The following is a 20,464-nucleotide window of genomic DNA, read 5'->3' as shown; positions in this document are numbered from 1 at the left end:
CCCCGTACTTCGGTCGGTGCTCCGCCTACCCGACCCGGCTTTCGCCACACACCGCCGCTCCGGTGTCCGTACGCCTGCGGGGAAGTCGCGGTGAAGCAACTGGCAGCTACACAGATGTCGTTCATGTGTCATCTGGGGCCATGGACATGACGAGGGGCGGGGGCGTACATAGGGTCGGAACGGTTCCACCACCCCTACGAGTTGGAGGACTCGGTGCGTCACAGACTCCTCGTCCCGGGCGCGGCGGCGCTCAGTCTGCTGCTGGCGATCCCGGCATCGGCGGCGAGCTTCACCCCCGGCGCGCCCGGTGCGGGCGACTCCTACTACCCGGAGAGCGGGAACGGCGGCTACGACGTCTCCCACTACGACCTGCGCCTGAAGTACCAGCCGAGGACCGACCTGCTGGAGGGCACGGCGACGCTGCTCGCCAGGACCACCCAGGACCTGTCCCGCTTCAACCTCGACTTCGGGCTCAAGGTCGACGAGGTCCGCGTCGACGGCAGGAAGGCGCGGTTCACCACCTCGGGCGCCCATGAGCTGGAGATCACCCCGGCGACGCCGCTGGAGCGCGGCAAGCAGATCAGCGTCGTGGTGCGGTACGCGGGCAAGCCGTCCGAGGTGAAGATCGGCGGCTACACCGCGTGGGCCCGGACGCCCGACGGCGGGGTGGCGGCGCAGGAGCCGGAGTCCGCCGTGTGGTGGTACCCGAGCAACGACCACCCTACCGACAAGGCGACGTACGACATCTCCGTCGCGGTGCCGGACGGCACCCAGGCGATCAGCAACGGCGTGCTGGCCTCGCAGACCTCCAAGCTCGGCTGGACGCGCTACAACTGGCGTTCCGACAAGCCGCAGGCCACGTATCTGACGACGCTCGCCATCGGCAAGTTCGACCTCACCACCGGCACCACCGAGGGCGGCGTGCCGGTGATCAACGCCGTCAGCAAGGACCTCGGCGCCAACGAGGGCGCCGCCCGCGCCAGCATCGAGCGCACCTCCGAGATCACCGACTGGCTGGAGACGCTCTACGGCCGCTACCCCTTCAACGCCGTCGGCGGCTACGTCCCCAACGTTCCGGCCGGGTACGCGCTGGAGACCCAGACCCGCCCGTTCTACGGGAAGAAGGCGTTCGACCGCGGCGCCAACGTCTCCGTCGTCGTCCACGAGCTGGCGCACCAGTGGTACGGCGACAGCGTCTCGCTGAAGGACTGGAAGGACATCTGGATCAACGAGGGCTTCGCGGCGTACGCGCAGTGGCTCTGGTCCGAGAAGGAGGGCGAGGGCACCGCGCAGGAGCTGGCCGACTACGTCTACGACCAGCACCCGGCCGACGACCCGTTCTGGACCGTGAAGCCCGGCGACCCGGGCCCGGACAACCAGTTCGACGGCGCCGTCTACGACCGTGGCGCGGTGGCCCTCCAGGCGCTCCGCAACAAGGTCGGTGACAAGGTCTTCTTCGGTCTGCTCAAGTCCTGGCCGCAGGAGCACGCGTACGGCAACGCCTCGGTCGCCGACTTCGTGGCGTTCGCCGAGAAGAAGTCCGGCAAGCCGCTCGCGGACTTCTTCGACACCTGGCTGTTCCAGCCGTCCAAGCCGTCGGCGGGTGCGGCCCGGCAGGCCCTCGGCGCCCGCGGCGCGACCCCGGCGCCGCGCCCCGCGTCCTGGCCGAAGATCGCCGCCGCGCACGCGGCCCACCGGGGCTGAGCACGCACGGCGTACCAGGGGCCGGGGGCGCGCGGTGGTCGCGCCCCCGGCCCCGTCCGCTCCCGTGGGGCCGGTCGTCACCGCCGGGGAATCCCGTGCACACCCAGCGGTTACCAAGAGGTAACCGCGGCTGGTTGGATGGGCGGCGCCGGGTCATTCCCCCACCCCCCACAGGGAGTTTCCGTGTCGTACCTCTCGCCGCGCGTCCGCCGGTCCGCCGTGATCACCGCGGCGCTGACCGCCACCGCCCTCGCCGCCACCGCGCCCGGCGCCTCGGCCACGGCGCCGCCCCCGCGGCTGAAGGTCCTCACGTACAACACGTTCCTGATGAGCAAGACGCTCTACCCCAACTGGGGCCAGGACCACCGGGCCCAGGCGATACCCGACGCGGACTTCTTCCGGGGCAATGACGTCGTGGTCCTGGAGGAGGCGTTCGACAACTCCTCCTCGGACGCCCTCAAGTCCCGGGCGGCGGCGGAGTATCCGTACCAGACCCCGGTGGTCGGCCGCTCCAAGGACGGCTGGGACGCCACCGGCGGCGCCTACTCCGCGGTGACCCCGGAGGACGGCGGGGTGACGCTGCTGAGCAAGTGGCCCGTGCTCCGCAAGGAGCAGTACGTCTACAAGGACGCCTGCGGCTCGGACGCCCTCTCCAACAAGGGTTTCGTCTACGCCGTCCTGGATGTGAACGGCACGAAGGTGCACGTCGTGGGCACCCACACCCAGTCGACGGACTCCGGCTGCAAGGCGGGCGAGGCAGCCGCCGACCGCGCCTCGCAGCTGAAGGAGATGGACACGTTCCTGGACGCGAAGCAGATCCCCGCCGACGAGGAGGTGATGGTCACCGGCGACTTCAACATCGACTCCCGCTCCCCCGAGTACGACGCGCTCCTCGCCGACGCCGACCTCGCCCCCGCCGACAGCCGCACCGGCCACCCGTACTCCTTCGACACGCAGGAGAACTCCATCGCGAAGGACCGCTACCCGAACGATCCCCGCGAGGACCTGGACTACGTCCTGCACCGCAACGGCCACGCCCGCCCGACCGGCTGGAAGAACACGGTGGTCAAGGAGGAGTCGGCCCCCTGGACCGTCTCCAGCTGGGGCAAGCGGTACACGTACACCAATCTCTCCGACCACTACCCGCTGATCGGCGGCTGAGCGGGACGCGGTAGCTGACCGGCTCCGTGTCCGTCCCGGAGCCGGTCAGCCCGCGAGGAGCGTGGCGCGGTGGGCCAGGATGAACCGGACGTCCTCGCGGTAGCCGTCCGCGTGCCGCTCGTCGCGTTGTACGTCGAAGGCGGGGTTTCCGGCCCGGATCTGCTGCTCGATGTGGGCGGCGACGGCGGAGAGACGGACCACGGCGAGGTCGAGGAGCCCGTCCGGGGTGATGCCATGGCCGTAGGTGTCGGCGAGCAGCCGCAGCCGGGCGGCCCGGTCGGGCGGCGTCGGCCAGCCGAATGCCCTGGTCAGGCGGGGTGAGGAGAGCGGGACGAAGCGGTGGGCCGCATAGCTGAGGTCCCAGGCACGGTTGGAGGGTCCGGCGAAGTCCCAGTCGATGATGCCGGTCACCTCGGTGCCGTCGAAGGTCATGTTCCAGGGGGCGAGGTCGTGGTGGCCGATGCAGTCGATCCGCACCGGGACCGCGACCTCCCGGTGGCGCCATGCCCGCGGGTCGTCGGCGACGAACCCCCGGGTGGCGTCGTGCAGCGCGCGGACGGCCCGGGCCACGCTGATCAGCGCCGCGTCGGAGCGGGGTTCCTCGGCGAGGGGGTAGTGCGCGGCCCGGCCCGCGACGAAGCGGAGGAGGTCGCGCGTGCCGTCCTCGGTGGTGCCCAGGTAGCGCGGGGGCGAGCGGGAACCCGGTCCGTTCGAAGTGCCGCAGCAGGGCGTGCACACCGGGGCTGCTCCGGGCCCGTTCGACCACATCGCCCCGGCGCACGGGGCGGGAGAACCGGCCGCCCGCCATCTCCTCGTCCATGACCGAGGACTGTAGCGGCCCGGAACGGGCGGATCCGTCCCCGGCGGGCGGGCCGGTCCGGGGAGAGCCGGTACGCGCACGGGAGGGCGGTCGCGGTCGCCCCGGGGCTCCGCGACCGCCTCCCGTGAGGCCGCGCTACTCCGCCGCCGCGGTCTCCCGCTCCGCGGCGAGGCGGCGGACCCGGCCGCGGACCACGAACCAGCCGCCGGTCAGCGCCGCGGCGAGGACCGGGACCAGCATCACGGTCTGTCGGCCGACGCCGTCGTCGAACCACATCAGGACGATCACGCCGAGCAGGAACGCGATGGTCACCAGGTCCGTGACGGGCGTGCCGGGGAGCCGGAAGCGGGGCCGCTGGACGATGCCCTCCTTGGCGCGGCGGACGAAGACCATGTGGCAGATCATGATCGTGCACCAGGTGCTGATGATGCCGAGCGCCGCGATGTTCAGCACGATCTCGAACGCCTTGCCCGGGACGACGTAGTTCAGCACCACGCCGAGCACACAGACGGCGGAGGTGAGCATGATCCCGCCGAACGGCACCTGGTTGCGGTTCATGAGCCCGGCGAACTTCGGCGCGGAGCCCGCCATGGACATGGAGCGCAGGATGCGGCCGGTCGAGTAGAGGCCGGAGTTGAGGCTCGACATCGCGGCGGTGAGCACGACGAGGTTCATCACATCACCGGCGGCCGGGACGCCGACGTGGGAGAGCACGGTCACGAAGGGGCTCTCCCCGCCGACGTACTTGTTCCACGGCAGCAGCAGCGTCAGCAGCAGCACCGAGCCGACGTAGAAGACGCCCACCCGCCACATGATCGAGTTGACCGCCTTGGGGACGACCTTCTCGGGCTCGCTGGTCTCACCGGCGGTGACGCCGACCAGCTCGACGGCGGAGTACGCGAAGACGACGCCCTGCAGCACGATCACCACGGGCAGCAGGCCGGTCGGGAAGAGACCGCCGTTGTCGGAGAGGAGGTGCAGGCCCGGGGTGTGGCCGTCCACCGGGTGCTGGGTGGCCAGCAGGAAGATGCCGATGAACATGAACACGACCAGCGCGGCGACCTTGATGATCGCGAACCAGAATTCCAGCTCACCGAAGATCTTGACCGAGATGAGGTTGACAGTGAGCACCACGGCGAGAGCGATCAATGCCATGACCCACTGCGGAATGTCGGTGAAAAGACTCCAGTAGTGGGTGTAGAGGGCAATCGCGGTGATGTCGGCGATACCGGTCGTGGACCAGTTGACGACATACATCCATCCGGCGACGTAGGCACCCTTCTCGCCGAGGAATTCCCGGGCGTAGGAGACGAACGAGCCGGACGACGGGCGGTGCACGACCAGCTCACCGAGGGCACGGACGACGAAGAAGGCGAAGAGACCGCAGACCGCGTAGGCGATGGCCAGCGCGGGTCCGGCGGAGTGGAGACGGCCGCCCGCGCCGAGGAAGAGGCCGGTTCCGATGGCCCCGCCGATGGCGATCATGTTGATGTGGCGGCTCTTGAGGCCCTTGCTGTACCCGGCATCCCCCGCGTCCTGCCGTCCGCCGCCGCCCCCACCCGGCGACTGCGGTGCTTCTTCTGCGGCGATCTCTGTGCTCACTGGTGGTTCAACTCGCTTTCAGGCAGGCGCCGGGAACCATGGCCGAATCCCACGGTTCGCACGAATGGCCGATGGCACACCTTCCCCGAACCCGGACCCCTCGTCTGTGGTGCGGATCACAAGGGTTATCAGCCAATCTGAAGTTCGGCCTGTTTGCCCACTGTTGCCCCGGCGGGACATTTTGAAATCGCTGGTCCGTACGCACCCGGATGAATTCCCGGCGATCTTCACGGGAATTTACGACGGACGGGCGCATCGTTCCCGAAACCGCACCGAAGCGACCGCCCGCGGCGCCACGGGGATTCCGACGGGGCGTTCGCGAGGTTTCACACTATTGGTGAGACAGCAATACTGTTCCGCATGAAAGAGTCCGCCACGGAGACCGGAACCGAGCCCGGCACCGCTCTGACCGTCGACGAACTGGCCGCCCGCGCCGGCGTCACCGTCCGTACGATCCGCTTCTACGGCACCCGGGGCCTGCTGCCGCCGCCGGAGATCGGCCCGCGCCGCGTCGGACGCTACGGCCCCGACCATCTCTCCCGGCTGGCACTGATCGAGGAGCTGCAGCACCAGGGCATGACGCTGTCCGCGATCGAGCGCTATCTGGAACAGCTGCCGCCCGATCTGAGCGCCCAGGATCTGGCCATCCACCGGGCCCTGGTGGCGAGCTGGATCCCGGACAAGGCGGAGGACACCACCCGCGACCAGCTGGAACGCCGGGTCGGCCGGGAGCTGACCGAGGACGATCTGGACCGGCTGGCGGCGATGAGCGTGCTGGTCCGCACCGACGCCCCGGACGTCTTCCAGGTCGATCCCGGGCTGCTCCATCTGGGCGTCCGGCTGCTGGACGTGCCGATCGCGCTGGAGACGATCCTGGCGGCGCGCACCGTCGTGCTGGAGCACTCCCGGTCGGCGGCGCGGGAGCTGAGCCGACTCTTCAAGGACGAGGTCTGGGAGCCGTACCGCGAGGCCGGACCGGACGCCGAGGACGTCGCCCGGATCAAGTCCCTCTCCGCCCATATGCAGCCGATGGTGGTACAGGCGCTGGTCACCGCGTTCCAACGCTCGATGAAGGAGGAACTGCGGGAGGCGTTCGGGGAGGGGTAGGCCGTTCCGGCGGGGCTGGGGTCAGGGCCTGCGGCCCGGACTGTGGTCAGAGCTGCGGTCGGGGCTGCGGAAGGCGTTCGGGGGCTTGTGGGCTCGGGGCGGGTGCGGGGCCGGGGCGGGCGGAGCCCGAGAGCGTGGCGGCGGGTCCCGGGCGTGGCGGCGCCGGGACGGGCGCGGCGGCCGGGGAGGCTCCCCCGCCGCGCCCCCGGTGGCGTCGCCGCCCGCCCGGCCCCGCCCGGCCCGCCCGGCCCGTCCGGTCAGGCGTCGCGGAAGATCTCTCCCTTCTCCGCCTTCTCGACCAGGAGCGCGGGCGGCGCGAAGCGGTCGCCGTACGCCGTCGCCAGTTCCCGGGCGCGGGCCACGAAACCGGGCAGACCGCCCTCGTAGCCGTTGATGTACTGGAGCACGCCGCCGGTCCAGCCGGGGAAGCCGATGCCGAGGATGGAGCCGATGTTGGCGTCGGCGACCGAGGTCAGCACGCCTTCCTCCAGGCAGCGGACGGTGTCCAGCGCCTCGGAGAACAGCATCCGCTCCCGCATGTCGCGGAAGGGGACGTCGGCGTCCGGCCGGGTGAAGTGCTCGCGCAGGCCGGGCCACAGGCCGCCGCGGCTGCCGTCCTCGGCGTAGTCGTAGAAACCGGCGCCGCCGCTGCGCCCGGTGCGGCCGAACTCGTCGACCATCCGGTCGACGACCGCGTCGGAGGGGTGGGGCGCCCAGGTGCCCCCGGCCGCCTCCACGGCGCGCTGGGTCTCCCGGCGGATCTTGCGCGGCAGCGTCAGCGTCAGCTCGTCCATGAGGGAGAGCACCTTGGCCGGGTATCCGGCCTGGGCGGCGGCCTGTTCGACGGAGGCCGGGTCGAGGCCCTCGCCGACCATCGCCACGCCCTCGTTGATGAACTGGCCGATGACCCGCGAGGTGAAGAAGCCCCGCGAGTCGTTGACCACGATGGGGGTCTTGCGGATCGTGCGGACCAGGTCGAAGGCACGGGCCAGCGCCTCGTCGCCGGTGCGCTCCCCCTTGATGATCTCCACCAGCGGCATCTTGTCGACCGGTGAGAAGAAGTGCAGACCGATGAAGTCGGTGTCCCGCTCCACGCCCTCGGCGAGCTGCGAGATCGGCAGCGTCGAGGTGTTGGAGCAGAGCAGCGCGTCGGGCGCGACGATCTGCTCGATCTCCTGGAAGACCTTGTGCTTGAGCGCGGCGTCCTCGAAGACCGCCTCGATCACGACATCGCAACCGGCGAGGTCCTGCGGATCGGCGGTGGGGGTGATGCGGGCGAGGAGTTCGTCCCGCTTGCGCTCGGTGGTGCGGCCCCGGGCCAGCGCCTTGGCGAGCAGCCCCTCGGAGTACGCCTTGCCCTTGGCGGCGGCTTCCGGCGAGACGTCCTTGAGGACGACCTCCAGCCCCGCGCGGGCGCAGCTGTAGGCGATGCCCGCGCCCATCATTCCGGCGCCGAGGACGGCGACCTTCCCGACGGTGCGGGGCTCGATGTCCTTGGGGCGGCTGGCGCCGGAGTTGACGGCCTGGAGGTCGAAGAAGAACGCCTGGATCATGTTCTTCGAGATCTGGCCGGTGACCAGCTCGGTGAAGTACCGCGCCTCGATGGTCTGCGCGGTCTCGAAGTCGACCTGGGAGCCCTCGACCGCGGCGGCGAGGATGTTGCGGGGCGCCGGGTAGGGCGCACCGTTGAGCTGCTTCTTGAGGTTGGCGGGGAACGCCGGGAGGTTGGCGGGGAACGCCGGGAGGTTGGCGGCGAACTTGGGCTGCGCGGGGGTGCCGCCCGGGATGCGGTACCCCTTGACGTCCCAGGGCTGCTGGGATGCGGGGTGCTCGTCGATGAACGCGCGGGCCTTGGCGAGGAGTTCCTCGGGCGTGGCGGCGACGTCGTGGATCAGCCCGGCATCCTTGGCCCGTACGGCGTTGTACTGGGTGCCCTGGAGGAGGACCTTGAGCAGGGCGTCGGCGATGCCGAGGAGGCGGACGGTGCGGGTGACGCCGCCGCCCGCGGGCAGCAGGCCGAGGGTGACCTCCGGCAGGCCGATCTTGGTGCCGGGGGTGTCGAGGGCGATGCGGTGGTGGCAGGCGAGCGCGATCTCGTAGCCGCCGCCCAGGGCCGCGCCGTTGAGGGCGGCGACGACGGGCTTGCCGAGGGTTTCGATACGGCGCAGATCGCGCTTGATGCGCATGCCCGCGTCGAACGCCTGCTGGGCGCCCTCGGGGGTGACGGCGATCAGTTCGCGCAGGTCACCGCCTGCGAAGAAGGTCTTCTTGGCGGAGGTGACGATGATGCCGCGGACGGTGTCCGCCTCGGCCTCCAGGCGGTCGGCGACCGCGGTGAGGGAGGTCTTGAAGGCGTCGTTCATGGTGTTGGCGGACTGGCCGGGATCGTCCAGGACCAGGGTGACCACGCCGGTCTCGTCCTGCTCCCAGCGGATGGTCGACATCGCAGAGGTCTCGCTCACTGTGGCTTCTCCGTAAGGGGTGGGACGGGCGGTCAGAGGCGCTCGATGACGGTGGCGATGCCCATGCCGCCGCCGACGCAGAGGGTGGCCAGGCCGTACCGCTTGTCCTGGCGTTCCAGTTCGTCGACGAGGGTGCCGACGAGCATGGCGCCGGTGGCGCCCAGCGGGTGGCCCATGGCGATGGCGCCGCCGTTGACGTTGATCTTGTCGAGGGAGAGCCCCATGTCGTCGGCGAACCGCAGGACGACGGCGGCGAAGGCTTCGTTGATCTCGACGAGGTCGATGTCGTCGATGGTCAGACCGGCCTTGGCCAGCGCCTTGCGGGCCGCGGGCGCGGGGCCGGTGAGCATGATCGTCGGGTCGGCGCCGGAGACCGCGGCGGCGGCGATCCGGGCGCGGGGGGTGAGGCCGTGGCGCTCGCCGACGGCGGCGTTGCCGATGGCGACCAGGGCGGAGCCGTCGACGATGCCGGAGGAGTTGCCCGCGTGGTGGACGTGGTCGATCTTCTCGACCCAGTGGTACTTCTGCAGCGCGACGGCGTCGAAGCCGCCCGCGTCGCCGATCGTCGCGAAGGACGGCTTGAGCGCGGCCAGCGACTCGGCGGTGGTGCCGGGGCGGATGTGTTCGTCGCGGTCGAGGACGACCAGGCCGTTGCGGTCGCGTACGGGGACGACGGAGCGCTCGAAGCGGCCTTCCTTCCAGGCCCGGGCGGCGCGTTCCTGGGAGAGCGCGGCGAAGGTGTCGACGTCGTGCCGGGTGAAGCCGCCGAGGGTGGCGATGAGGTCGGCGCCGACGCCCTGCGGGACGAAGTTGGTGTCGAAGTTGGTCATCGGGTCCAGGTGCCAGGCGCCGCCGTCGGAGGCCATCGGCACCCGTGACATGGACTCGACGCCGCCGGCCAGGACCAGGTCCTCCCAGCCGGAGCGGACCTTGGCGGCGGCGAGGTTGACGGCTTCCAGACCGGAGGCACAGAAGCGGTTCTCCTGGACTCCGGCCACGGTGTCGGGCAGCCCCGCGGCGATGGCCGCGATCTTGGCGATGTCGGCTCCCTGGTCGCCGACCGGGCTGACCACGCCGAGGACGATGTCGTCGATGGCTGCCGGGTCCAGTCCGGGGAAGCGGCGGCGCAGTTCGTGGATGAGGCCGACGACGAGGTCGACGGGCTTGGTGCCGTGCAGGGCGCCGTTGGCCTTGCCGCGGCCGCGCGGGGTGCGGATCGCGTCGTACACGTACGCTTCGGTGCTCAAGTCGGGCAGCCTTTCGGGAGAGGGAGAAGTCGCGGCGGGGCGGGCCGGGCGGGGCCGGGTCAGCCGAGCAGGGAGCGGCCGATGATCTCTTTCATGATCTCCGTCGTCCCTCCGTAGATGGTCTGGATACGGCCGTCGGTGTACGCCTTGGCCACCGGGAACTCGGCCATGTAGCCGTAGCCGCCGTGGAGTTGCAGACAGCGGTCGGCGACGCGTTTGTGCAGTTCGGTGGCCCACCACTTGGCCATCGAGGCGTGTACGGCGTCCAGCTCCCCGGCGGAGTGGTCGGCTATGCAGCGGTCCAGGAAGGCGCGGGTGACGGCGCATTCGGTGGCCATCTCGGCGATCTCGAAGCGGATGTGCTGGAGGCGGGCGAGGGGGCGGCCGAACGCCTCGCGCTCCTTGACGTACCGCGTGGTGATCTCCAGCAGATGCTCGGCGCCCGCGATCCCGGCGACGGCGATACCCATCCGCTCCTGTGCGAGGTGGGTCATCAGATGGAGGAAGGCGCCGTTCAGCTCGCCGAGGAGGTTCTCCTTGGGCACCCGGACGTCGTGGAAGAAGAGTTCCGCGGTGTCCTGGGCCTTCTGGCCGATCTTGTCGAGGTTGCGGCCGCGTTCGAAGCCGTCCATACCGCGCTCGACGACGAGGAGGCTCAGGCCGTGGGCCCCGCCCTCGGGGGTGGTGCGGGCGACGACGATGACGAGGTCGGCGAGGATGCCGTTGGAGATGAAGGTCTTGGAGCCGTTGAGGCTCCAGTGGTCACCGTGGTCGGTGGCGGCGGTGCGGATGCCCTGGAGGTCGGATCCGGCGCCGGGCTCGGTCATCGCGATGGCGGTGATCAGCTCACCGCTGCAGAAGCCGGGCAGCCACCGGCGCTTCTGTTCATCGGTGGCGAGGGTGGTGAGGTAGGGGCCGATGATGTCGTTGTGCAGTCCGACGGCGAGGCCCGGGGCCCCGGCGCGGGTGAACTCCTCGGCCAGCACGGCGCTGTAGCGGAAGTCGGTGGTGCCTCCGCCGCCGTACTCCTCGGGGACGGCCAGGCCCAGGAGCCCCTGCCGCCCGGCGGCCCGCCAGGCGTCCCGGCTGACGATGCCGTCCTGCTCCCACTGTGCGTAGTACGGGGTGACCTCCTTGGCGAGGAAGGTGCGTACCGTCTCGCGGAAGGCTTCGTGGTCCGCGGTGAAGATCTGGCGCTTCATGGTGTGCTGGCCCTCCTGGGAGCCGGGGTGCGGTGGGCGGCGGATGGGGCGGGCGGCCGTCAGTGGGCCTCCCCCGGGCCGGTGCCGGGCTCGGGGTCAGGGTCTGTCACGGTCGGCCGCGGGGTCGGCGCTGGTGCGTCCGGCGGGTCGCCGAGCAGTCCGGGGACGGCCCAGTCGCGGGCGACCTCCGCGGTGTCGGCGCCCGGTTGGGCGGGCGGGCGGCGGACGGCTCCGGGGGTACGGGAGAACCGTGGCGCGGGGGCGGGCTGGGTGAGCCCTCCGTGGTCGAGGAAGGTGCCGCGGGCGGCCAGGTGCGGATGGTGCGGGGCCTCGCGGAGCGACAGCACCGGGGCGACACAGGCGTCGGTGCCCTCGAAGACGGCGGTCCACTCGGCGCGGGTGCGGGACCTGAACCGGGCGGCGATGGTGTCGCGCAGCGCCCCCCAGGAGGCGAGGTCGTCGCGTGCGGGTGCCTCGTCCTCGATGCCGAGCAGGCGGATGAACTCGGCGTAGAACCGCGGCTCCAGCGCGCCGACCGCCATGTGGCCGCCGTCCGCCGTCTCGTAGGTGCCGTAGAAGGGGGCGCCGCCGTCGAGGAGGTTGCTGCCGCGCCGGTCCTGCCAGGCACCGGCGGCGAGCATGCCGTGGATCATCGAGGAGAGGTGGGCGGTGCCGTCGACGATGGCGGCGTCGACGACCTGTCCGCTGCCTCCGGGGGCGGTGGCGTGCCGGAGTGCGGCCAGGAGTCCGATGACGAGGTAGAGCGAGCCGCCCGCGTAGTCGCCGAGGAGGTTGACGGGGACGGTGGGCGGGGCGTCGGGCGCGCCGATCATGCCCAGGGCGCCGGTGAGCGCGATGTAGGAGAGGTCGTGTCCGGCGGTGTCGGCGAGCGGACCCCGCTGGCCCCAGCCGGTCATCCGGCCGTAGACCAGCCGTGCGTTGCGCGCCAGACAGGCGTCGGGGCCGACGCCCAGTCTTTCGGCGACGCCGGGGCGGTACCCCTCGACGAGGATGTCGGCGCGCTCGGCCAGCTCCAGCACCTGCGCCACGCCCCGGGGTGTCTTGAGGTCGACGACGACCGAGCGTTTGTTGCGGTTGGTGAGGTCGTACGCCGGGTCGATGCCGAGTGCGGCGCCGCCGGGGCGGTCGACGCGTACGACGTCGGCGCCGAGGTCGGCGAGGGTCATGGCGGCGAAGGGGCAGGGGCCGATGCCTGCCAGCTCCACCACGCGCACCCCGCTGAGCGGGCCGTGGCCTGACTCCGTCATCACGCTCCTCGCGCACTGTGACACTTCTGATGTAACACTCGTGATGTTAAGAACGTGTTCCACTTTCCACAAGCCCCCTGAGCATCGCTTCCGCACCCCTGGAAAGGCGACGGCGGCGAGGCTCAACCGCCTTCGCCGCCACGGGTCTTGCGCGCTGCACCGCGCGCCGCTATCCCCCGTCGAACCCGGCGATGGGCCACGGCAGGGCTATGCCGCGGTACGGTCCCGCCGCCCGGCCGCACATCGCCGCGCCACACACCTTCGCCATACCGCCCTCCCCTTCCGTTCCGTCCGGCTCCGCCGGGCGTGCCCGCCTCGCCGCGTTCCGGTCGTTCCGGCGCCTTTCCCGGCCGCTTCCGTGCCGTGCCCGGAGCGGGTCGGCGCCCTCGTCCGATCTCATCACCCACGCTAACGGCGCCCACTGACAACGGCCCGCGGAGCCACTGCGCGAAGGCGTCCGGGAGGAGAATGCAGGCATGTCTCACCTTCCTCTCGCCACCCCGTTGTTCGCCCTTCATCCGGGTCAGGGTCCGCGTCAGTTCGCAGAGTTGGCGCTCGCGCTGCTGTTGTCGTCGCTGATCGGGATGGAACGGGAGGCCCGGCAGAAGAGTGCCGGGCTGCGCACCCATACGCTCGTCGGGGTCGGCAGCGCCCTCTTCATGGAGGTGTCGATCCACGGATTCGGCGCGATCCTGGGCACGGACGGCGTGGCGCTGGATCCCTCCCGCGTCGCGGCGCAGGTCGTCTCCGGTATCGGCTTCATCGGCGGCGGTCTGATCTTCGTGAAGAAGGACGCGGTCCGGGGCCTGACGACCGCCGCGACGATCTGGCTGACCTGCGCCATCGGCATGGCGTGCGGCGGCGGGCTGCCGCTGCTGGCCCTCGGGGCGACGGCGGTGCACTTCCTGATCGTGCGCGGGTTCACGAAGGTGTCGGAGCGGATCGGCACCACGCCGTCGCCGGACCGGTTCGAGCTGCGGCTGGCCTACCGCCCCCAACGGGGACTGCTGGGACGGATGCTGGAGCTGTGCACCGGCAGCGGCTTCCTCGTCTCCGACGTACAGGTGGAGACCGGGCCTCCGGAGGGCGCCGTCTCCGCGGAGGTCCTGCTCCGGCTGGAAGGTACCGGGTCGGCGCACGCCCTGGTGGACGCGCTCGCCGACCTCGACGGCGTACGTGGGGTGCAGCTGGGGCGGCAGGCGGACGCGACCGAGTGACGGCCGCGCGCCCTCAGAGCAGTTCCGCCTCCTCCAGCGCGCGGCGCACCGCATCGCGCGCGGGGCCGTCCAGCGGGATCTGCGGCGGTGCGGTGTCCGGGCAGCCGATGACGTCCAGGAGGTGCAGGGCCGCCTTGAGCGCCCCGAGGGCGGACGACCCGCGGCCCATCGCCGTCGCGTCCCCGGCGTCGGTGAGCGCGAACAGCGCGGCGAGCCGGTCCTGTTCCGCGGCGGCGGCGCGCCAGTCCCCCGCGCGGGCGTGCTCGTAGAGCCGTACGAAGGCCGCGGGGTCGACGTTGCCGAGCCCCGGGACGACGCCGTGCGCCCCGGCCAGCAGGGCGCCGTCGGCGGAGAGTTCGCAGCCGGTGAGCACCGAGAACGGCCGGTCGAGGGCGGGCAGCCGCACCAGGAGGCGGCGCAGGGCGCCGATGTTGCCGCTGCTGTCCTCGATCCCGTCCAGGATGCCGTCCGCCGCCAGGTCGAGCACGGTGTCCGCGGGGAGTTCGGTGGGGAGGGACGCGGGGGCGTTGCAGGCGAAGAGCGGCAGGTCCACGGCGGCGCGGATGCGGCGGTAGTGGTCGGCGATCTCGGCCGGGTGGGTGCGGGTGCAGAGCGGCGGGGTGGCCACGATGGCGTCGGCGCCCAGGGCCTGGGCGGTGCGGGCGTGGTCGAGGACGCGGCTGGTCGCCATGTCGAGGGCCCCGGCCAGTACGGGGAGCCGTCCGCGGGCCGCCGCGACGACGGTTTCGATGACGGTGCTGCGCCTGCCGTCCGACAGACACGCCGCCTCCCCGGTGGAGCCGAGCACGAACAGGGCGTTCACTCCGGCGTCGATGAGGCGCTCGGTGAGGGCGGCGAGCGAGTCGACGTCGACGCGACCGGACGCGGTGAGGGGTGTGCACACGGGCGGCACGACGCCCGTGAGTGGTGCGGGGAGGGGCATGCAGGTCCAGCCTTCTGCCGTACGGGGCCGGTGGCGCGGGTGCGCTGCGGGGCACACAGGGCGGTGGGGGCCCGTACCCGTGCCGCCGTCCGGACATGGGACGTCCCATGTCATCGGTGAATGTGGACCAGGCCAGGCGGGGTGTCAAGACCGCGCGCCTCGGGGGCACTTCCCCAACGGACGGGAAACAGCGGCCGGACTCCATGCGTACGGGGCCCGGGGAGGTCACCCGGAAGTGGCGGCCGGGCCCGCGAGTTCAGGGGTGATTCCTCTTCCCTTGGGGCTCGGCGGGGAGGGTTTCCCGGCGCGCCGGAGGTCCGGCGCCGCCCCTGCTGAACGGTCCGGCGGGGGCCGGAATGCCACCCCGGCCTGGCCTGGTCCGGCCTTGAGGGAGGCGGACTCTCAGCTGGCGGCCAGTGCCCGACGGCAGAGGGCGTCGGCCGCGCGGGTCGTCTCGGGGAGCCGGTACTTCGGCGCCAGCCGGAGCGTGTGTGCGCAGGCGCCGTCGAGGCCGGTGCGGTGGCCGACGGAGACGAAGACGGGCTTGACGCCCGGCTGGGTGCGGAGCGCCCGCCCCACTTCTTCCGTGGCGCCGTCGCGGTCGTCCAGGAGTGGCGAGGTCGCCCCGCGTCCGTCGTCGGGGGCGTCGTAGCGGAAGGTGAAGGGGTTCTTGGCGACGCCGATGGTGGGCAGGCCGGTCAGGACGCCGAGGTGGCTGGCGAGGCCGAAGCGCCGCGGGTGCGCCCGGCCGTAGCCGTCGCACACCACCAGACCGGGCGGCTGCGCAAGGGCGGCCAGCGCGTCGACGACCGTCGGTATCTCCCGGAAGGCCAGCAGCCCCGGGACGTACGGGAAGGAGATCCGGCCGACCGCGGTGGCCTCGTCCACGATCTTCAGGGTGCGGGCGTCCAGCGCCACGGCTGCGGCCGCGACGACATCCCGCTCGTCGTCGTACGCCACATCGACACCGACGACGGTGCCCTCGAAGTCCGGGGGCGGGCCGGGCTCGTCGAGGCGCACATGGCGCCGCAGCCGGTCCTGGACCGCGCGTGCCTCGGCCTCGTCGGTCGGCCAGTTCCGCAGTTCGTCATCGAGGGAGACGGGGCTGGTGTTGTCCATGGTGACGCCACGGTATCGAACAGGCGGAGCGGTGAGTCCGCCGCCGACCCGGGCCGCCGCGGTCGGCGGGCCGGGTCGGCGGCCACGGGGTCAGCGCACCACCTCCGGGGCGGGTGCGGGGGCGGAGGTGGCGGCGGGCCAGCGGCCTCCGTTGCTCCAGTAGCTCTGGATCTCCTCCAGGGGACGCCCCTTGGTCTCGGGTGCGGTGAAGGAGGCGAAGACCAGTGCGGCCAGCGCCAGCACGCCCAGCCCGGCGAAGGTCAGGGAGGCGCCGATCCAGGCCATCAGGGTCGGGAAGAACTGCGCGATGAGGAGGTTGGCGACGAGGTCGGCGGTGAGCATCACCGACGCGCCCGTCGACCGGAGCTGCGCGGGGAACGCCTCGCTCGCGTAGACCCATATCAGCGAGCCGAAGCCGAAGTTGAAGGCCGCGGTGAAGAGCAGTATCGCCCCGAAACCGATCCAGGTCAGGGTGCCGTGCAGTTCTCCCGTGGCGAAGACGGCCGTGAGCACGGCGAGCATGACGACCATCGTGCCGATGCCGGTGAGCAGGACCACCCGGCGGCCCAGCCGGTCGATGATGAGTATCGCCAGCACGGTGGCGGCCAGCGAGGCGAGTTGGACGAACGCGGGCAGCAGGAAGTTGAGTCCGTCGCCGGTGAATCCCATCTGTGTGAAGATCTGCGGGCTGTAGTAGGTGACGGCGTTGATGCCGGTGATCTGGCAGAAGAAGCCGAGTCCGATGACGAAGACCGTGGCACGGACGTAGGGCTTGTGCAGCAGGGAGCGGGCGGATCCGCCGCTCTCCGCGCTGAGCGCCGCACCGACCGCCGCCACCTCGGTGCGGGCGTCGACCTCCGGATCCGTCATCGCCATGACCTCGACCGCACGCTCGGTCCGCCCTTTGAGGACGTACCACCGAGGCGTGTCCGGCAGCCGGAGCAGCGGAATCATCACCAGCGCCGCGGGAATCGCCGACGCCCCCAGCATCCAGCGCCAGTGTCCGCCGTCCGACAGGCCCCAGTTGACGAAGTACGTGATGACGATGCCGGTGACGGTCGCGACCTGGTAGGCGGCGACGGAGGCGCCGCGGATACGTGCGGGGGTGGATTCCGCGATGTACAGCGGGGCGGCGACGATCGAGATGCCGATCGCGACCCCGAGCAGGAAGCGCACCGCGTCGAGCACGACGACGTTGGGCGCGAGCGCGGAGAGCGTGACGAAGAGGGCGTACGAGCCCGCGACGATCAGCATCGCGGCCTTGCGGCCGAAGGCGTCCGCGAGCTTGCCGCCGAGCAGTGCGCCCACGATGCAGCCGCCCACGAGGATGCTGTTGACCAGGCCCTTTTCCGCTTCGGTGAGCTGGAAGTCCCGGCTGAGGAACACCAGCGCGCCGGAGATGCTGCCGGAGTCGTAGCCGTAGATGACGCCGACGAAGGCTCCCGTCAGCGCGAAGAGCCGCCCCGTGCGGCGGGCCTTCCCGGGCGGTGGCGGCGGGGGCGTCCCGGAGAGCGTTGCAGTGGACATGGCGGGTCCTTCGCGCAGCGTGCCGACCTACTCATGACTGATCTTGCAAGTATCGAAGTCCTTTCGCGCAACTGTCAACAGTCTCCAGTGAACCTCGCTCACCCGACATTCACCGCACAAAGGGGCCAGTCGAGCGACACCCCGCGCCACGCCTTTCGAACACTTCACTCGCACGAGGGATGGCTCGACCCACCAACCATGCGTAGAGTTGCTCGCAACAGCCGAGAAGAATGCACTTTCACTCACTTTCCCGGCAGGCGAGAAGCCGAGCAGTCCGACCCACCGTTCACGAAGGGTGTGCCATGAGCGAGACGTCCTACATGGAGCAGGAGCTGCGCAGTCAGCCGGAGACCTGGGCCGAGGCCGCCGGGATCGGCGCCGCGGGCGGTCCGCTGCCGGAGCCGGGCCGACGGGTCGCCGTCGTCGGCTGCGGTACCTCCTGGTTCATGGCGCAGTCGTACGCCGCACTCCGCGAGAGCTCCGGAGCCGGGGTCACCGACCCCTTCGCCGCCTCGGAGGCTTTCCTCGGTCACGCCCGCGACTACGACGCGGTGGTGGCGATCACCCGCTCCGGCACCACGACCGAGGTGCTGCGTGTCCTGGAAGCCGTCCAGGGGCGCATCCCGACGGTGACCATCCTGGGCGACCCGGACACCCCGGCGAAGGAACTCTCGGATGCGACCGTCACCCTGCCCTTCGCCGACGAACGCTCGGTGGTCCAGACCCGCTTCGCCACCACCGCCCTGACACTGCTCCGCGCCCACCTGGGCGAGGACCTGACCGGGGCGATCGACGACGCACGCGATGCCCTCAGCGCTCCCGTCGCGCCGGAGTGGGTGGAAGCCGAGCAGTTCACCTTCCTGGGCACCGGATGGACGTACGGCCTGGCCAACGAAGCGGCCCTCAAGATGCGGGAGGCGTCCCAGAGCTGGACGGAGTCCTACCCCGCGATGGAGTACCGCCACGGTCCGATCGCCATAGCCGCCCCCAACCGCGTGACCTGGCTCTTCGGCACCGCTCCGGCGGGCCTGGAGGCGGAGGTGACCCGCACGGGCGCCCGCTTCGTCCGCCACGACCGTGACCCGCTCGCAGACCTGGTGCTGGTGCAGCGTGTCGCCCTGGAGCGGGCCCGCGCCCGGGGCCTGGACCCCGACAGCCCCCGCAGCCTCACCCGGTCCGTGATGCTCACCGTTCCGGCAGCCCGGTAGGCAGCCGCCCCACCCGACCTGCAGACAAGGGAGTCAGCGTCCCATGCCTCTCGTTTCGACCTCCTCGCTCCTCGACGCCGCGCGGGTGAACGGCGTCGGCGCCGCGGCCTTCAACGTCATCCATCTGGAAACCGCCGAGGCGCTGGTCACCGCCGCCGAGCGGGCCGAAGCACCACTCATCCTGCAGATCAGCGAGAACTGCATCCGGTATCACGGCAGTCTGCGCCCGATCACTCTCGCCACCCTGGCACTCGCGGAGGACTCGTCCGCCGCCGTCGCCGTCCATCTGGACCATCTCACCGACCCGGAACTGGTCCATGAAGGCGCCGCCGCCGGTGTGCGGTCCTTCATGGTGGACGCCTCGGCACTCCCCTACGACCAGAACGTCGCCACCACCGCCGCGCTCACCGCCTGGTGCCATGAGCGTGACGCCTTCGTCGAGGCGGAGCTGGGCGAGGTCGGCGGGAAGGACGGCGTGCACGCGCCCGGCGCACGGACCGATCCGGACGAGGCGCTGGCGTTCGTCGATGCGACAGGCGTCGATGCGCTGGCGGTCGCCGTCGGCTCCTCCCATGCGATGCGGGAGCGGACAACGGTGCTGGACAAGGAGTTGATCTCCCGCCTGCGGGAGACGCTCCCGGTGCCACTGGTGCTGCACGGGTCGTCCGGTGTACCGGACGACGAGTTGCAGCGCGCCATCGCAGCCGGAATGACGAAGATCAACATCTCCACGCATCTGGTGTCGGTGTTCACCCGCTCCATACGGGAGACCTTGGGAGCCGATCCCCGGCTCATCGACTCGCGTAAGTATCTGAAGCCGGCCAGGGAGGAGGTGGCCAGAGAAGCCGCCAGATTGCTGGGGGTGGTGAACACGGCGCCCGGACTGCCCGAGCAGTACGCGGCGCAGGCACCGGCGGCGCGGGGGTGAGCGGCGGGAACGCCATCGCCGCGCGGCTAGGCTCGCCGCATGAAGCGCCATGAACGGATGAACGCACTGCTTGAGCTGCTCGGCGAACGGGGCCGGGTGGACGTCGAGGAGGCGGCGACCGCGCTGGAGGTCTCCGCCGCCACGATGCGGCGCGACATGGACGCACTCGCCGAGCAGCAGCTGCTGACCCGCACCCGGGGCGGGGCGGTGCTCAGCTCGGTCGCGTACGACCTGCCGATCCGCTACAAGCACGCGCATCGGTCCGAGGAGAAGGAGGCAGTGGCGCAGGCGGCGGCACGGTTGGTCGAGCGCGGCGATGTGGTCGGTCTGAGCGGAGGCACTACCACCACCGCCATCGCCCGGGCACTGGCCGTCCGTCCGGACTTCGCCGAAGCCGGTCCGCAACCCCACCTGACGATCGTGACCAACTCCCTCAACATCGCCAATGAGCTGGCGGTACGCCCCCAGATCAAGATCGTGCTGACGGGTGGCGTGGCGCACTCCCGTTCCTTCGAGCTGGTGGGTCCGTTCAGCGAGTTGGTGCTCCAGCAGATCTCGGTGGACGTCGCGTTCATCGGTGCCAACGGGATGGACCCGGTGATGGGGGCCACCGTTCACGACGAGGCGGAGGCCAGGATCAACCATCTGATGGCCGAGCGGGCGCGGCGAGCGGTCGTCGTCGCCGACTCGTCGAAGATCGGCGAGCGCTGCTTCGCCCGGATCGGTGGGGCGGATGTGTTCGACACCTTCATCACGGACGGTGGCGCGCCCGAACAGGCGTTGAGGGAGTTCGCCGATCGTGGTCTGAAGGTGGTGACGGCGGGGGCTGTCGAGGCTGGGTGAGCTGCGGGATCGCTGCGGGAGCGCCCCCTGGCCTGGTGGTGGGGGTGACAGCTGGGGTGGCGGGGTGGGGCGGCCAGGTTCGGTCAGGGACTGGCTGGTCCAGGGG

The 20,464-nt window shown here is 71.2% G+C and carries 16 protein-coding genes; 7 read left to right on the top strand and 9 right to left on the bottom strand.

The features are described from left to right. Positions 1-213: 213 nt before the first annotated feature. Both IF23_RS0126040 and sph read left to right on the top strand, forming a co-directional pair. On the top strand, positions 214-1,704 hold the full coding sequence (locus IF23_RS0126040) for a M1 family metallopeptidase (protein WP_030287776.1): 1,491 nt from the start codon (positions 214-216) through the stop codon (positions 1,702-1,704). Positions 1,705-1,842: 138 nt separating this feature from the next. Then, positions 1,843-2,865 (top strand): sphingomyelin phosphodiesterase, encoded by a 1,023-nt coding sequence (sph, locus tag IF23_RS0126035; protein ID WP_078654264.1) that lies wholly within the window; start codon positions 1,843-1,845, stop codon positions 2,863-2,865. 45 nt (positions 2,866-2,910) lie between these two features. Here sph and IF23_RS32250 read toward each other — a convergent pair whose 3' ends face one another. Together IF23_RS32250 and IF23_RS0126025 are read right to left on the bottom strand one after the other, a co-directional pair. Further along, positions 2,911-3,603, bottom strand: coding sequence for a phosphotransferase (locus tag IF23_RS32250; protein ID WP_051739902.1), 693 nt, complete (start codon positions 3,601-3,603; stop codon positions 2,911-2,913). A 217-nt stretch (positions 3,604-3,820) separates the two neighbouring features. After that, complete coding sequence (locus tag IF23_RS0126025) at positions 3,821-5,275, bottom strand: amino acid permease (protein WP_051739903.1); 1,455 nt, start codon at positions 5,273-5,275, stop codon at positions 3,821-3,823. 372 nt (positions 5,276-5,647) lie between these two features. Here IF23_RS0126025 and IF23_RS0126020 point away from each other — a divergent pair, with 372 nt between their 5' ends. Beyond that, a complete protein-coding gene (locus tag IF23_RS0126020; RefSeq protein ID WP_030287770.1) occupies positions 5,648-6,394 on the top strand; it encodes a MerR family transcriptional regulator in 747 nt (248 codons plus the stop codon). A gap of 257 nt (positions 6,395-6,651) precedes the next feature. Here IF23_RS0126020 and IF23_RS0126015 read toward each other — a convergent pair whose 3' ends face one another. From IF23_RS0126015 to IF23_RS0126000, 4 genes are read right to left on the bottom strand one after another with little or no spacing between them, the layout of a single operon-like run. Then, complete coding sequence (locus IF23_RS0126015) at positions 6,652-8,838, bottom strand: 3-hydroxyacyl-CoA dehydrogenase NAD-binding domain-containing protein (RefSeq protein WP_211266201.1); 2,187 nt, start codon at positions 8,836-8,838, stop codon at positions 6,652-6,654. Between the two features lie 50 nt (positions 8,839-8,888). Further along, positions 8,889-10,103, bottom strand: coding sequence for an acetyl-CoA C-acetyltransferase (locus IF23_RS0126010; protein WP_030287766.1), 1,215 nt, complete (start codon positions 10,101-10,103; stop codon positions 8,889-8,891). A gap of 59 nt (positions 10,104-10,162) precedes the next feature. Further along, positions 10,163-11,305 (bottom strand): acyl-CoA dehydrogenase family protein, encoded by a 1,143-nt coding sequence (locus tag IF23_RS0126005; protein WP_030287765.1) that lies wholly within the window; start codon positions 11,303-11,305, stop codon positions 10,163-10,165. A 59-nt stretch (positions 11,306-11,364) separates the two neighbouring features. Next, on the bottom strand, positions 11,365-12,573 hold the full coding sequence (locus IF23_RS0126000; protein ID WP_051739901.1) for a CaiB/BaiF CoA transferase family protein: 1,209 nt from the start codon (positions 12,571-12,573) through the stop codon (positions 11,365-11,367). Between the two features lie 476 nt (positions 12,574-13,049). Here IF23_RS0126000 and IF23_RS0125995 point away from each other — a divergent pair, with 476 nt between their 5' ends. Beyond that, positions 13,050-13,790, top strand: a complete 741-nt coding sequence (locus IF23_RS0125995) for an MgtC/SapB family protein (RefSeq protein WP_030287762.1) — start codon at positions 13,050-13,052, stop codon at positions 13,788-13,790. Between the two features lie 13 nt (positions 13,791-13,803). Here the strand turns inward: IF23_RS0125995 and IF23_RS0125990 are convergent, their stop codons facing one another. The 3 genes from IF23_RS0125990 to IF23_RS0125980 all read right to left on the bottom strand — a co-directional run bounded on the left by IF23_RS0125990 (position 13,804) and on the right by IF23_RS0125980 (position 17,379). Continuing rightward, positions 13,804-14,733 carry a dihydrodipicolinate synthase family protein gene (locus IF23_RS0125990; protein WP_030287760.1) on the bottom strand — a complete coding sequence of 310 codons (930 nt, stop codon included), beginning with the start codon at positions 14,731-14,733 and terminating at the stop codon, positions 13,804-13,806. Between the two features lie 402 nt (positions 14,734-15,135). Continuing rightward, complete coding sequence (locus IF23_RS0125985) at positions 15,136-15,852, bottom strand: endonuclease V (RefSeq protein ID WP_051739900.1); 717 nt, start codon at positions 15,850-15,852, stop codon at positions 15,136-15,138. A gap of 90 nt (positions 15,853-15,942) precedes the next feature. Further along, complete coding sequence (locus IF23_RS0125980) at positions 15,943-17,379, bottom strand: sugar porter family MFS transporter (protein ID WP_030287757.1); 1,437 nt, start codon at positions 17,377-17,379, stop codon at positions 15,943-15,945. A gap of 302 nt (positions 17,380-17,681) precedes the next feature. On the opposite strand from IF23_RS0125980, the gene IF23_RS0125975 reads away from it, so the two are divergent. From IF23_RS0125975 to IF23_RS0125965, 3 genes are read left to right on the top strand one after another with little or no spacing between them, the layout of a single operon-like run. Continuing rightward, on the top strand, positions 17,682-18,587 hold the full coding sequence (locus IF23_RS0125975) for an SIS domain-containing protein (protein WP_030287756.1): 906 nt from the start codon (positions 17,682-17,684) through the stop codon (positions 18,585-18,587). A 43-nt stretch (positions 18,588-18,630) separates the two neighbouring features. Beyond that, complete coding sequence (locus IF23_RS0125970) at positions 18,631-19,515, top strand: class II fructose-bisphosphate aldolase (protein WP_030287754.1); 885 nt, start codon at positions 18,631-18,633, stop codon at positions 19,513-19,515. 39 nt (positions 19,516-19,554) lie between these two features. Continuing rightward, positions 19,555-20,358, top strand: a complete 804-nt coding sequence (locus tag IF23_RS0125965; RefSeq protein WP_030287753.1) for a DeoR/GlpR family DNA-binding transcription regulator — start codon at positions 19,555-19,557, stop codon at positions 20,356-20,358. Positions 20,359-20,464: the final 106 nt, after the last annotated feature.

Source organism: Streptomyces catenulae, assembly GCF_000718015.1.
Lineage (GTDB): Bacteria > Actinomycetota > Actinomycetes > Streptomycetales > Streptomycetaceae > Streptomyces > Streptomyces catenulae.
This window is presented reverse-complemented; position numbering and strand designations above follow the sequence as displayed.